Origin of the sequence: Pseudomonas sivasensis (assembly GCF_013778505.1) — a bacterium.
Classification (GTDB): Bacteria; Pseudomonadota; Gammaproteobacteria; order Pseudomonadales; family Pseudomonadaceae; genus Aquipseudomonas; species Aquipseudomonas sivasensis.
The window spans coordinates 102992-116442 of sequence record NZ_JAAOWU010000003.1; the positions used below are offsets into that span (position 1 = coordinate 102992).

The 13451-nt window shown below is 58.6% G+C and carries 12 protein-coding genes; 9 read left to right on the forward strand and 3 right to left on the reverse strand.

Translation table 11 applies throughout. The features are described from left to right. The first annotated feature begins 82 nt into the window (after positions 1-82). The 4 genes from G9Q84_RS06830 (at position 83) to groL (ending at position 3598) form a co-directional block, all read left to right on the forward strand. Entirely contained in the window at positions 83-814 is a 732-nt protein-coding gene (locus G9Q84_RS06830; RefSeq protein WP_122756112.1) for a HugZ family pyridoxamine 5'-phosphate oxidase, read from the forward strand. Positions 815-880: 66 nt separating this feature from the next. Continuing rightward, positions 881-1357 carry an FxsA family protein gene (locus G9Q84_RS06835; protein ID WP_032890823.1) on the forward strand — a complete coding sequence of 159 codons (477 nt, stop codon included), beginning with the start codon at positions 881-883 and terminating at the stop codon, positions 1355-1357. Positions 1358-1604: 247 nt separating this feature from the next. Continuing rightward, positions 1605-1901, forward strand: a complete 297-nt coding sequence (locus tag G9Q84_RS06840; protein WP_003175874.1) for a co-chaperone GroES — start codon at positions 1605-1607, stop codon at positions 1899-1901. Between the two features lie 50 nt (positions 1902-1951). Further along, positions 1952-3598 (forward strand): chaperonin GroEL, encoded by a 1647-nt coding sequence (groL, locus tag G9Q84_RS06845; RefSeq protein ID WP_032890825.1) that lies wholly within the window; start codon positions 1952-1954, stop codon positions 3596-3598. Between the two features lie 78 nt (positions 3599-3676). Here groL and G9Q84_RS06850 read toward each other — a convergent pair whose 3' ends face one another. Continuing rightward, positions 3677-4396, reverse strand: coding sequence for a phosphatase PAP2 family protein (locus tag G9Q84_RS06850; protein ID WP_122756113.1), 720 nt, complete (start codon positions 4394-4396; stop codon positions 3677-3679). A gap of 50 nt (positions 4397-4446) precedes the next feature. Beyond that, positions 4447-6396 carry an LTA synthase family protein gene (locus G9Q84_RS06855; RefSeq protein WP_181643058.1) on the reverse strand — a complete coding sequence of 650 codons (1950 nt, stop codon included), beginning with the start codon at positions 6394-6396 and terminating at the stop codon, positions 4447-4449. A gap of 201 nt (positions 6397-6597) precedes the next feature. Here G9Q84_RS06855 and colR point away from each other — a divergent pair, with 201 nt between their 5' ends. From colR to G9Q84_RS06880, 5 genes are all read left to right on the forward strand, one after another. Beyond that, positions 6598-7281, forward strand: coding sequence for a two-component system response regulator ColR (gene colR / locus G9Q84_RS06860; protein WP_027605482.1), 684 nt, complete (start codon positions 6598-6600; stop codon positions 7279-7281). After that, positions 7271-8551, forward strand: a complete 1281-nt coding sequence (locus G9Q84_RS06865) for a sensor histidine kinase (protein ID WP_095185791.1) — start codon at positions 7271-7273, stop codon at positions 8549-8551. The genes colR and G9Q84_RS06865 overlap by 11 nt, the downstream gene beginning before the upstream one ends. Positions 8552-8739: 188 nt before the next feature. Continuing rightward, entirely contained in the window at positions 8740-9420 is a 681-nt protein-coding gene (locus G9Q84_RS06870) for a class I SAM-dependent methyltransferase (RefSeq protein WP_032890833.1), read from the forward strand. A gap of 4 nt (positions 9421-9424) precedes the next feature. Then, positions 9425-10144: a lipopolysaccharide kinase InaA family protein gene (locus tag G9Q84_RS06875; RefSeq protein WP_032890835.1), complete on the forward strand. Its 720-nt coding sequence runs from the start codon at positions 9425-9427 to the stop codon at positions 10142-10144. Next, entirely contained in the window at positions 10141-10368 is a 228-nt protein-coding gene (locus tag G9Q84_RS06880; protein WP_032890836.1) for a hypothetical protein, read from the forward strand. Before G9Q84_RS06875 ends, G9Q84_RS06880 begins: the two co-directional genes overlap by 4 nt. Before the next feature lie 54 nt (positions 10369-10422). On the opposite strand, the gene G9Q84_RS06885 is transcribed toward G9Q84_RS06880, so the two are convergent. Then, a complete protein-coding gene (locus G9Q84_RS06885) occupies positions 10423-13449 on the reverse strand; it encodes a multidrug efflux RND transporter permease subunit (RefSeq protein WP_095185788.1) in 3027 nt (1008 codons plus the stop codon). Positions 13450-13451: the final 2 nt, after the last annotated feature.

Here is a 13451-nt window from a genome sequence, read left to right on the forward strand (position 1 = left end):
CAACCTGCGCGGATATTGATTACCTTGTGTTGCGATCCATTCCCATATGGGTTGGGCGGTTGAATACCCGAGGAGTCTCACGTTGAGCGCGCACGTTGCCAAGAACGCCCGAGAGATATTGCTCAAGGAATACCGTGGGGCTCTCGCCACACAGTCAAAAGCCATGCCGGGTTTTCCCTTTGGCTCGGTCGTGCCGTACTGCCTGGACGAACAGGGTCGCCCGCTGATCCTGATCAGCCGTATCGCCCAGCACACCCACAACCTGCAAAAAGACCCCAAGTGCTCGCTGCTCGTGGGCGAACGTGAGGCCGACGATGTGCAAGCCGTTGGGCGTCTGACCTACCTGGGTGAAGCCGAGAAGTTGGAGGAGGGCGCCGCCATCGAGGCTGCCGCCGAGCGCTATTACCGCTACTTTCCCGATTCTGCCAACTACCATAAAGCTCACGATTTCGACTTTTGGGTGCTCAAGCCGGTGCGCCACCGTTACATCGGCGGCTTTGGCGCGATTCACTGGGTCGACCAGTTGACCCTCGCCAACCCGTTCGCGGGCAAGGCTGAGCGAAGCATGATCGAGCACATGAACAGCGATCACACCAAGGCCATCGCCCATTACGTTCAGCTTGCCGGCCTGCCTGCCGTGGAGCCCGCGCAATTGGCCGGTATCGACAGCGAAGGCATGCACCTGCGTATCGGCCAAGCCCTGTACTGGCTGCCGTTTGCCGAGCCTTGCAACACGCCGACACAAGTACGCGAAGCCCTGGTTTCATTGGCCCACGCCGAAGCCTGGCCGAAAAAAGCCGCGGCTGACGCTTGAATTCACGAAACGGCGACGTCATCTAAGGTGGACTGGCAAGGCATTCTTGCGTTGAGGAACCATTTGATGCGCCCTTTTTTATTGCTCTTTCTGCTGTTCCCGGTGTTGGAGCTGTTCGTATTCGTTCAAGTCAGCAGTGCGATCGGGTTTTTCCCGGCCCTGTTGCTGATCATTCTCGGCTCGATGCTTGGCGTTCTGGTGCTGCGCGTCGCCGGCCTGGCAACGGCACTGCGTGCCCGTGAAAGCCTGAACCGTGGCGAACTACCGGCCCAGACCATGCTTGAAGGTCTGATGATGGCCCTGGCGGGTGGCCTGTTGATCCTGCCGGGTTTCGTCAGCGATGTTGTCGGGCTGTTCCTGCTGCTGCCGTTCACTCGCAAACTTCTGGCGGGCAAGATGCGCCAGCGCGCCGAAGAGGCGGCGATTCGCCAGCGTGCGTTCGCAGACGACCTGCAACCCCGTGGTGGCCCGGCTCCGCGCCAGCCTTTGGGGCGTGAAGGCGATGTGATCGAAGGTGAGTTCGAACACCGCGACAGCAAATAACCGCTTTATTGACACGGCACCTGCGGGTGCCGTGTTGCTTTTATCGCTCGGCAACTGCAAAAAAATTCCGCCGATCGCCCTTGTAATAAGCTTATGCGCCCTTATGTAACGGTCACCGCAAGGTTTCTGGTGGCGACACCAGACAGACTTCCGCGTCTTGCTTGGCGAGGCGCGACCGGCACAGCCGGATAACAACCTGCCGGTACTGACACCGGCCGATGAAAAACACAATTAGGAGAGATCGACAATGAGCAAGCTTCGTCCTCTGCACGACCGCGTCGTAATCCGTCGCAGCGAAGAAGAAAAGAAAACCGCTGGCGGTATCGTTCTGCCAGGTTCGGCTGCTGAAAAAGCCAACCACGGTGTGATCGTCGCTGCAGGCCCAGGCAAGACTCTGGAAAACGGTGACGTACGTGCGCTGGCCGTTAAAGTCGGTGACAAGGTTGTATTTGGCCCTTACTCCGGCAGCAACACTGTGAAAGTCGACGGCGAAGACCTGCTGGTTATGGCTGAGAACGAGATTCTCGCTGTTCTGGAAGACTGATTTCCCCGCTCATTTTCCCGTTACTACAAAGTATTTAAGGAATATCGATCATGGCTGCTAAAGAAGTTAAATTCGGCGATTCCGCCCGTAAAAAAATGCTCACCGGTGTCAACATCCTGGCTGACGCAGTAAAAGCTACCCTGGGCCCGAAAGGTCGTAACGTGATCATCGAGAAGAGCTTCGGCGCTCCGACCATCACCAAGGACGGCGTTTCTGTAGCTAAAGAAATCGAACTGGAAGACCGTTTCGAAAACATGGGCGCGCAGCTGGTCAAAGACGTTGCCTCCCGTGCCAACGATGACGCAGGCGACGGTACTACCACCGCCACCGTTCTGGCTCAGTCGATCGTCAACGAAGGCCTGAAAGCCGTCGCTGCCGGCATGAACCCGATGGACCTCAAGCGCGGTATCGACAAGGCCACCATCGCCGTTGTTGCCGAGCTGAAAAACCTGTCCAAGCCATGCGCTGACACCAAGGCTATCGCTCAGGTAGGTACCATCTCCGCCAACTCCGACAGCTCCATCGGCGACATCATCGCCGAAGCCATGGAAAAAGTCGGTAAAGAAGGCGTGATCACCGTTGAAGAAGGCACTGGCCTGGAAAACGAACTGTCGGTTGTAGAAGGCATGCAGTTCGACCGTGGCTACCTGTCCCCGTACTTCGTCAACAAGCCAGAAACCATGGTTGCCGAGCTGGAAAGCCCGCTGATCCTGCTGGTCGACAAAAAGATCTCCAACATCCGCGAAATGCTGCCAGTGCTGGAAGCCGTTGCCAAAGCCGGCCGCCCACTGCTGATCGTTTCCGAAGACGTTGAAGGCGAAGCCCTGGCGACTCTGGTTGTGAACAACATGCGTGGCATCGTCAAGGTTGCAGCCGTCAAGGCTCCAGGCTTCGGCGACCGTCGCAAGGCCATGCTGCAGGACATCGCTGTTCTGACCGGCGGTACCGTAATCTCCGAAGAGATCGGCCTGAGCCTGGAAAGCGCCACCCTGGAAAACCTGGGTAGTGCCAAGCGCGTGACCATCTCCAAAGAAAACACCATCATCGTTGACGGTGCTGGCGTTGATGGCGACATCCAGTCCCGCATCAACCAGATCCGCGCCCAGGTTGCCGAGACTTCCTCGGACTACGACCGTGAAAAACTGCAAGAGCGTCTGGCCAAGCTGTCCGGCGGCGTTGCAGTGATCAAGGTTGGCGCCGGTTCCGAAGTCGAAATGAAAGAGAAGAAAGCCCGCGTTGAAGACGCCCTGCACGCAACCCGTGCAGCCGTTGAAGAAGGCGTGGTACCTGGCGGTGGCGTTGCGCTGATCCGTGCTCTGGAAGCCTTGGTTGACCTGAAAGGCGATAACGCTGACCAGAACGTCGGTATCGCTGTTCTGCGTCGCGCCGTTGAATCCCCACTGCGCCAGATCGCTTCCAACAGCGGCGACGAGCCAAGTGTTGTGGTCAACGAAGTGAAGAACGGTAAAGGTAACTACGGTTACAACGCTGCAACCAGCGAATACGGCGACATGGTTGAAATGGGTATCCTGGACCCAACCAAAGTCACCCGTTCGGCACTGCAAGCTGCGGCTTCGATCGCTGGTCTGCTGCTGACTACCGAAGTTGCCATTGCTGACAAGCCAAAGGCTGAAGGCGCTGGCGGTGGCGGTATGCCAGACATGGGCGGCATGGGTGGCATGGGCGGCATGATGTAAGCCAGCCTTACCCCTGTACTGAAAAAGCCCCGCCTGCAGTGATGCAGGCGGGGCTTTTTTGTGGGCGTTGCTTTGGGTTCAGGTGTGCGTTGCGCGCTTGGATGGCCGGTACAGCAACAGGCAATACAGCCCGAGGCAGATCAGCCAGCAGAAAATCGCCGTCCACACGTTATGGGAAAAGAAGTGTGCGCCTTGCATCATACGGCTTACGGAAAAGACGCTGCCCAAGCCGACGGCGAAGATGAATGCATAGCGCGCCATGCGCGGCTGCCTGTCCCGCAGTGCAAAAAACAGCGCGAACAAGGCGAACCCGGTGGCGGCATGACCGCCTGGCCAGCAGCGCCCGGGTTTATCGGTGGGCGGGCGAGGGCTCAGCAGTTTGCTGTAGGTCTCCTGACCGCCGAACTCTTGGACGCTCCATGGGCACTGGACGCCGGTGATGGTTTTCAGCGGAGAGACAAACGCCGTCGCCAGCCCGAGTGAGAGCACCAGGCAGCCCAGTTCGCGGCGATAGGGTTTGAGCCGTTGGAGGACAAACGTGCCGACAAATCCCAGGATCGCCAAGACCGAGAACAGGATGACCAACTCTTTGGCGCGGTCATGCAGGATGTCTTCGAGGAAGAAACTGTAACGCCCGATGAAACCGCCCTCCGCGCCGTTGTAGAACAGCTTGGCGAGGTCCATGTCCAGCGAGGTTAGCTCCAGCAACAGCAATAGAAGCGCAGCGCCGCCAGGGATGCCGAGGCATAGCCATAAGTTGAGAGGTTTGGAAGCCGGTACGGCGGGAGTGGTTCGCATGGTGAACCCTGGTGAAACAGTCCCGTACTGACCTGTACGGGACGTTTTGGTTAGCGCGTGCTCAATGCCGGGGCCTCTTCCTTGGGCGCCCTCCAGCTCAGCAACTGTTGTTTGAAACCATAACTGGCAGCCTGGTAGTAGCTGATCGCCCGCTGGATCAACGGATCATCGCTGCCGACGCGCAGCTCTTTGCTTTCACCCAGGGCTTGGTCGTGGCGGCGTAGGCCCAGGCGCGGGCTGAGAATGGCCAGGTCCTTGCCGTCGAACAATCCCAGGTGCTGGTAGTTACCGACCACGACCCGAGGTGGCAGTGGGTTTTCCTGCAGCAGGTTACGGCCAAAGAACGTTGATTCGTAGCTCAGGTTGAGCAGGCCCAGCAGCGTAGGCGCCAAGTCGATCTGGCTGGCCAGTTGTGCGCTTTCTCGTGGGTCGATCAGCTTGGGCGCATAGATGAAGAGCGGAATCTGGTAGTTGGTGATGGGCAGATCTTCTTTACCTGCGCTGCCGGCGGTCTGGTCGGCGACGAAGATGAAGATCGTGTTATCGAACCAGGGTTTTTGACGGGCGGCTTCCAGGAATTGGCCGATGGCATGGTCGGTGTACTTCACGGCGCCGTCGCGGCCATTCCCGGATTTGATGTCGATACGCCCATCCGGGTAGGTGTAGGGGCGGTGGTTGGAAGTGGTCATCAACTGCAGCAAAAATGGCTGCTGCTTGGCGTAGTCGGTGTCGGCCAGTTTCAGGGTTTGTTTGTACAGGTCCTCGTCAGCCATACCCCAGGCGTTCTTGAACGAGATTTCCGACTCGGGCACGCTGCTCTGGTCCACGACGCGATAACCGTTACCGCTGAAAAACGCGTTCATGTTATCGAAGTACCCGCGCCCGCCGTACACGAACACGCTGTCGTAACCGACGGCCGTGAGTTGCTGCCCCAGGCTGGCGAAGCCGCTTTCACGACCAATGCGCTTGACGATCGAGCGCCCGGGCGTAGGGGGGATCGCCAGGGTAATTGCTTCCAGGCCACGGTCGGTGCGGGTGCCGGTGGCATAGAAGTTATTGAAATACAGGCTCTGTTTGCGCAGCGCATCGAGGTAAGGCGTGAGGTTGCGTTCGTCGCCGTTGCTGCCCATGTACTTGGCGCTGAAACTTTCGATGGTCACCAGCACGATATTGGGTTTGCGCGGCGTGCCCGGGTTGGTGATGGCGCGGCGAATATCCAGCGGGTCCTGACCGATAAAGCGGGCGTTGGGCTCGCTGAGTTCGGTGCGCATTTGCTGGGCAACGACGTCCGTTGGCAGGGTTTTGTAGAACTGCGGGTAATCCAACTCATTATTACGGAAGGCGGCAAAGAACTGATACGGGCCATTGCTGGCCAGTTCGTTCTTGTAAGCGTTACCGCCCTGGGCGCGTGGGCTGTCTTGGCTGATCAGTTGCAGGCTCAACCCGGTGACGATCAACAGGCCCAAGGCATTCGCCAGCCGGCCACGCATTGTCGGCAGTGGGGCGCTCATCGCCGCGTTGAACGGCTTGCGCAAGGCCAGGCTCAGCACAATGGCCAGCATGGCTAGCAGGCTCAGCAGTTTACCGATCGGATAGGACTCCAACAGGTTGTTCAACACCTCATCGGAATACACCAGATAGTCAACGGCAATAAAGTTGAAGCGCACGCCGAACTCATCCCAGAACAGCCACTCGGCCACCGAGGTAAACAGCATGGCGAACAGGCTGACGGTGAGCACCGCCTGCAGGAACCAGCGGTGACCGCGACGGCGCCACAGCGCGGGTGGGCATAGCAGCAAATACAGCCCCAGCGGCAGTGCTGCATAGGCCAGGAAACCCAGGTCGTACAGCAGGCCCACGCCAAACACCGGCAGCAGGTTGCCGCCGACTTCATCCAGGTGGGTGATGAGCAGTACGCTGCGAGTGAGCAGGAAAATAACCAGCCAGGCACCGGTTACCAACAGCAAATAGCGCATTGGCGCCATTTTGAGAAAACCCATGTCAATGTTCCTTATATCAATGGGGGGCGATCTTCTGCCTGACACTGTAGTCAGTTTGTGAAGCTATAGTGAAAAACTTGTTCAACTCCTTACAAGGTTGAAAACCTTTATCGTCGTACCTCTCAGCTCTATCCCTTAGCCACACTTGGCCTTAAGCTGCGCGAGCCAACACGGCCGTTACCGCGTACGGAGACACTGCCCATGCGAATTCTATTGGTTGAAGACAACCGCGATATTCTGGCCAACCTGGCCGACTACCTGGGGCTAAAAGGCTACACCGTGGACTGTGCGCAGGACGGTTTGTCGGGCTTGCACCTGGCCGCAACCGAGCACTACGACTTGATCGTGCTCGACATCATGCTGCCTGGCATCGATGGCTACACCTTGTGCAAACGCCTGCGTGAAGACGCCCGCCGCGACACACCGGTGATCATGCTCACCGCTCGCGACCAGTTGGATGACCGGTTGCAGGGCTTCAAGTCCGGCGCCGACGATTATTTGCTCAAACCGTTTGCCCTGTCGGAATTGGCCGCGCGTATCGAAGCCGTGCTACGCCGTGCCCAAGGTGGCGGTCGTCGCGCCCTGCAAGTGGCCGATCTTAATTACGACCTCGATACCCTGGAAGTTACCCGCGAAGGGCGCCTGCTCAAACTCAACCCGGTCGGCCTGAAGCTGCTCGCGGTCTTGATGCAGAAAAGTCCCCACGTACTGCGTCGGGAAGTGCTTGAAGAGGCGCTGTGGGGCGATGACTGCCCGGACAGCGACAGCCTGCGCAGCCATGTGCACCAGTTGCGGCAAGTGATCGATAAGCCGTTCGCCAAACCGCTGCTGCAAACGGTGCATGGTGTGGGTTACCGCTTGGCCGAGGGCCGTGATGGAGTTTAAGCAAAGCCTTGCCCAGCGGATCATCATCGCCTTTGCCTTGATGAGTGCGTTGGTGGCTGGCGCCTTCGCCATGGGCATCGTCGCGACCGTGCACCTGGTGGAAGAGAAGTTGATCTCGGCAGGCTTGGGCGGTGACTTGCAGCGCCTGCTGCTGATGGACACCGTTGAGGACTGGCGGCACCGGCCCGAGCCCGATCAGCTGTTTTACTTCAGCGGTGGCCCCGGCGATTTTGAATTGCCCAAGGACCTGCGCCATCTGGAGCCAGGGTTTCATGAGGTGTTTCGTGAGGCGCTGTCGTACCACGCTATGGTCGAAGTAGTCGACGGTCGGCGCTATGTGCTGCTGCAAGATCAAAGCGATTTCGAAGAGCGCGAGCGCGTGCTGTTTGCCGTGGTGTTGGTGGGCTTCGTGCTCAGCCTGGCGCTGGCGGTGTTCCTCGGCTGGGTACTGGCCCGTAAGGTAATGGCGCCGGTAGTGCGCCTTGCTCGTCAGGTGCGCCACCGTGACCAGTTGCTTGGCCTGGCGCCGCCCCTGGCGCCCGACTATGCCGCCGACGAAGTGGGGGAGTTGGCCGTGGCCTTCGACGCCACGCTGGGGCGCCTGCGTCAGGCATTGTCACGCGAGCAGTTGTTTACCAGCGATGTCAGCCACGAACTGCGCACGCCCCTGATGGTGCTGGCCAGTTCCTGCGAACTGCTACTGGAAAACCCCGCGATCGATCAGCGTGGGCGTAACCAGGTCGAGCGAATCGCCCGTGCCTGTGAAGAAATGCGTGAACTGGTCCAAACCTTCCTGATGCTCGCCCGTGCCCAACATGACGATGGCAGCATGTCGCCCAAGGTCAACCTGTCGCAGGTGGCTGATGATCTGCTTGGCATTTGGCGCGAGCCCATTGAGCACAAGGGCCTGGAGTTGATCTACCAACCGGGCAACCCTTTGGATACCCGCTATAACGCGACCTTCCTGCATGCCGTGATGGGCAACCTGTTGCGCAATGCGCTGCATTACACCGAACGCGGTTTTATCCGGCTGACCCTGGAGCCTACCGGGTTTGTGGTGGAAGACAGCGGCGTCGGTATTCCCGAAGATAAGCGCGAAGCGATGTTCGAGCCGTTTGTTCGCGGCAGTGAGAAGCGCGGTGAGGGCCTCGGATTGGGTTTGTCACTGGTCCAGCGAATCTGCGAGAACCAGGGCTGGAGCGTTACCCTCAGCACTGTGGAACCCAATGGCTGTCGCTTTCATGTTCAGTTGAGTCAGGTCAACGCCTGACCGTTTCCCCTGCCGTTATCCTGCCAGAGATCGCCGTAATTCGGCGAAGATGGCCCCATGATATTGCTTGTATCTGTAAAGTCTTGAAATATATGAGATTGGACAGGACAAGTTTTTCACAATGGGTTGACCTGTTGATCACAGGACGCTGCTTAAGGTTGTAGGCATCAGCAACAGGAGATCCGTTGATGCCTACCCCGATCAAACTCGAATTTTCCGACAAGTACGACGACGAACACGCCCACGAATATTTGCTCAAGCATCAGGACAATTTGGCCCGCCGCTTGTCCCACAAGCGCGACGAACAATTGGCCCGTGGTGCGTTGGCGATGGCGGGTGAGCCTAGCCTGGTGCTGGACTTGCCGTGTGGTGCGGGGCGCTTCTGGCCGTTGCTGGCGGAAAAACCCAACCGTGTGATTATTGGCGCCGACAATTCCGCGTCGATGTTGAAGGTCGCAACCGCCGCCCAACCGGCGGATGTGGTGAAACGGGTACGACCTTTGCAGACATCTGCCTTTGATATCGATTTGCCGGATAACTCGGTCGATAGCATTTTCTGTATGCGCCTGTTGCACCACATTGGTGATCCGGCGCACCGACTGGCGATATTGCGGGAGTTTCAGCGTGTTACCCGCGACAGCGTGATCATTTCGCTGTGGGTCGATGGCAATTTCAAAGCCTGGAAACGCAAACGCCTTGAAGGGCAGCGACGCAAGAACGGTGAGCAAGAAGGTTACCAAAACAGATTTGTGTTACCAGCTGCTACTGTTGAAGCAGAATTTGAGCAAGCGGGTTTCCGTGTTCAGGATTCTCTGGATTTCATCCCGCTGTACGCCATGTGGCGAGTGTATGTATTGCGCAAGAGGTAAGAGCATGGCAGTTGAGTGCGTAGCAGGCAGTCACGTAGCTCCCGAAGAAAGATTTGATTATTTCTGGCGCCAACAAGGCGAGTGGGTCGAAGAGCCCAATCGTCGTCGCGGCGGTGAAAGTGGTGTGCAGCGAGTGATGAGCGCCAATGGGCGTCTTCTCTACAGCAAGCGCCAGACTGGCCACATCTACCGCAGTTGGCTGCACCCCTTTGGGCGCCCTACGGTGCTGCGCGAGCGTGATGCCCTCAAAGGGCTGCGCTTGCTGGATGTGCGGGTGCCGGAGTTGGTGTTCTGCGAGGCGCGCCGCGATGCTGAGCACCAGTGGCAGGCGTTGCTGGTCACCGCGTCCCTAGACGGTTTTGACGAAATTGAAAACTGGTACTCCGCGGGTGGCCGTGAACGCTACGGCGAATTGGTCCACGAGCGCGTACTCAAGGAATTGGCCTGCACCCTGGCACGTATGCACAAGGGGCGTTGGCAGCACGGTTGCCTGTACATCAAGCATATCTTTGTAAGGGTGACGGGCGAGGGCGACGCGGCCAACGTGGAAGTGGCACTGCTGGATTTTGAGAAGTGCCGCCAGCGCATTACCGCTCATAAGGCAGCGTCCCACGACATGCTGCAACTGCGCCGCCATTCGTCGTGGAACGATAGCGACTGGGCAAAACTCAGCTACTTTTACGAGACGGCGTTTGGCAGCGCTATCAAGGGTTTAACCAAATGAAGCTAGAAATAGCACGAGGTGTGTTTCTGGTGGGGGCGTTAGGCGTTGCAGCCTTGGCCCTGGCCGCGTGGGAACAGCCTCGCACACAGGTACTCAGTGCGACGCAGGACGGGGCGCAATGCCTGTTGCCGCGCGTCGTCAAGGCGAGTGTGGCGGCCAAGCCTGATCACGAGTTGCTCCTGTTCATGTTTGGAATGTCTCAAGGGATGAGGCCGCAGAGTTGAAACGATTTAAACCACCCCGAAAGGGCCTTGCGATGCGAGGCCCTTTTTTTTGCTTCAAGCCTTATCCGGTTTGGCCAGGAGGGTATAAACGCAGGGCAGTACAAACAGCGTAAACAACGTACCGATCGACATCCCCGTCGCAATCACCATCCCGATATCAAACCGGCTGACGGCACCCGCCCCGGTCGCGAAAATCAGCGGCACCATGCCGAACACCATGGCGGCTGTGGTCATCAGCACTGGTCGCAGGCGAATCGATGCGGCTTCCTCCACGGCTTGTCGGGGCGTGAGGCCCTTGTCCTTACGCAACTGGTTGGCAAATTCCACGATCAGAATGCCGTGCTTGCTGATCAAACCGATCAGCGTTACCAACCCCACCTGGGTGTAGATGTTCATGCTCGACCAGCCCAGGAACAGCGGAATCAGCGCCCCACAGATCGACAACGGCACCGTCACCAGGATCACCAGCGGGTCACGGAAGCTTTCGAACTGCGCCGCCAACACCAGGAAGATAATCGCCAGGGCCAGGCCAAAGGTTACCCACAGCGCCGAGCCTTCCTGAATAAATTGTCGGGACGCACCGCTGTAGTCGAACGCATAGCCGGGCGGGGTTTCTTCAATGGCGATCTGGCGCACGGTGTCGATGGCCTCGCCCATGCTCACGATCGGAAAGCCTGATATCAGCGCCGAGTTGAGTTGCTGGAACTGATTCAACTGGCGCGGTCGGGCGCGGTCGGTGAGTGTGATCAGGGTCGACAGCGGCAACAATTCACCCTGGGTGTTTTTCACGTAGTAGTTGTTCAGCCAGTCGGGGTTATCGCGGTAGGCGCGTTCTACCTGAGCGATCACCTTGTAACTGCGCCCATCAAGGGTGAACCGGTTGATCTCCGCCTCCGCCAGCAGGGTTGCCAGGGTGCCGCCGAGGTCTTGCATCGACACACCCATCTGCGCCGCCTTGGCGCGGTCGATATCCACCACCACTTCAGGTTTGTCGAAGGCCAGGTCAATGTCGACAAAGGCAAACTTGCCCGACTCCATCGCGCGCTTTTTCACGCGGTTGGCCACTTCCAGCAACGACTCATAGTCATTGGCGGTGTTGATCACAAAGCCAAACGGCAGGCCTTCACCCGTGCCGGGCAGGGACGGCAGGTTGAAGCCGAACACTTGCAGGCCGGGAATCTGCTCGAGGCGATGCTGCACCTCGGGGAGGATTTGCATCTGGGTGCGGTCACGCTCGTTCCACGGCTTGAGCAGGAAACCGCCGATGCCCGATTGCACGCCGTTGAAGCCATTGATCTGGAACGACGAGTAGTACTCCGGAAACTCCTTGAAGATGTTGATGAACTCGTCGGTGTAGGTGTTGAGGTAGTCCAGGTTGGTGGGCTGCGGCGCGCTGGCAATCATGAAGATGATGCCCTGGTCTTCGTCCGGGGCCAGTTGCGACTGGGTGAACTTGAGGAACACCGGGATCAGGCACAGCACGATCAGCGCAAACACGATCACCACCGGCCGCGTATTCAGGGTGCCGTGGAGCATGCGTTGATAGCGCCGCTTGAGTCTGTCAAAAATCCGGTCGAGGCGATGAGCCAGGCCGCTCGGGTTTTCATCGTGGCGCAACAGCAGGGCGCACATCATCGGTGACAGGGTCAGAGCGACAATGCCGGAAATGATCACCGCCCCGGCCAGGGTCAGGGCGAACTCCTTGAACAGCGCCCCGGTGAGCCCTTCGAGAAAACCAATGGGCGCATACACCGCGGCCAACGTGATGGTCATGGACACCACCGGCAGGGCAATTTCCCGCGCGCCTTCCAGCGCCGCATCCAATGGAGTCTTGCCTTCCTCGATATGCCGGTGGATGTTTTCTACGACCACTATGGCATCGTCCACCACCAGGCCGATGGCCAATACCATCGCCAGCAGCGTCAGCAAGTTGATCGAATAGCCCATCAATTGCATGAAAAACAGCACGCCGATCATCGACAGCGGGATGGTGATCACCGGGATCACCACCGAGCGCAACGCGCCGAGGAACAGGAACACCACCACGATGACGATCAGTACCGCCTCAAACAGGGTCTTGACCACTTCGTTGATGGAGGCCTGGATAAATAGCGTGGCGTCGTAGGCAATTTCTGCCTTGAGGGTAGGCGGCAGCTGGGCTTCCAGCTCTGGCATGATCTTGCGCACTTCCTTGATCACCTCCAGCGGGTTGGCGCTGGGGGTTGCCTTGATGCCGATGTACACCGAGGGCGTGCCGCCAAACGAGCTGATGGCGTTGTAGTTTTCCGCGCCCATTTCTACACGGGCCACGTCCCGCAGCAGCACACGGCTGTCACCGTCGGTTTTAACGGCGATGGCGCCAAAGGCTTCAGCGGACTTGAGGTCGGTGTTGGCGTTGATGCTGGTCACCACGAACTCACCCTTCACCTCGCCGGCGGCGGACAGGAAGTTGTAACGGCGCACGGCGTCGGTGATGTCGCTGGCGCTGAGGCCGAAACCGGCGAGCTTGACCGGGTCCAGCCAGATACGCATGGCGAACACCTGATTGCCGAGGATCTCCGCTTCTGCCATGCCCGGCAGGGTGGCGAGCTTGGGCTGGATGACGCGAGACAGGTAGTCGGTGATCTGCGGGTTGCTCAATTGCTGGCTGGAGAAACTGATGTACATCAGCGCCGAAGCGTCGGCCGCCTCTTTGCTCAACACCGGGTCTTCGGCGTCTTGTGGCAGCTTGTTTTTTACCTCATTGGCTTTGGCCAGCAACTCGGTAAACAAGCGGTCACTGTTGGCGCCGATGCGCGCGTAGATGGAAATCACCGAAAAGTTCTGGCGACTCACCGAGGTCATGTAGTCGATGCCCTCGGCGCTGGCCAGGCTTTGCTGCAACGGCTGAGTGATATAGCCCTGGATGGTTTCGGCGTTTGCACCGGGGTAGGCGGTGGTCACCGTTATCAGGGCGTTTTCCATGGTCGGGTATTGGCGCAGCGGTAACTTGCTGTAGGCCTGCAAACCCAGTAGCACGATGAGCAGGCTGACCACCATGGCCAGCACCGGACGGCGGATAAAGGCATCTGTGAACTTCATGG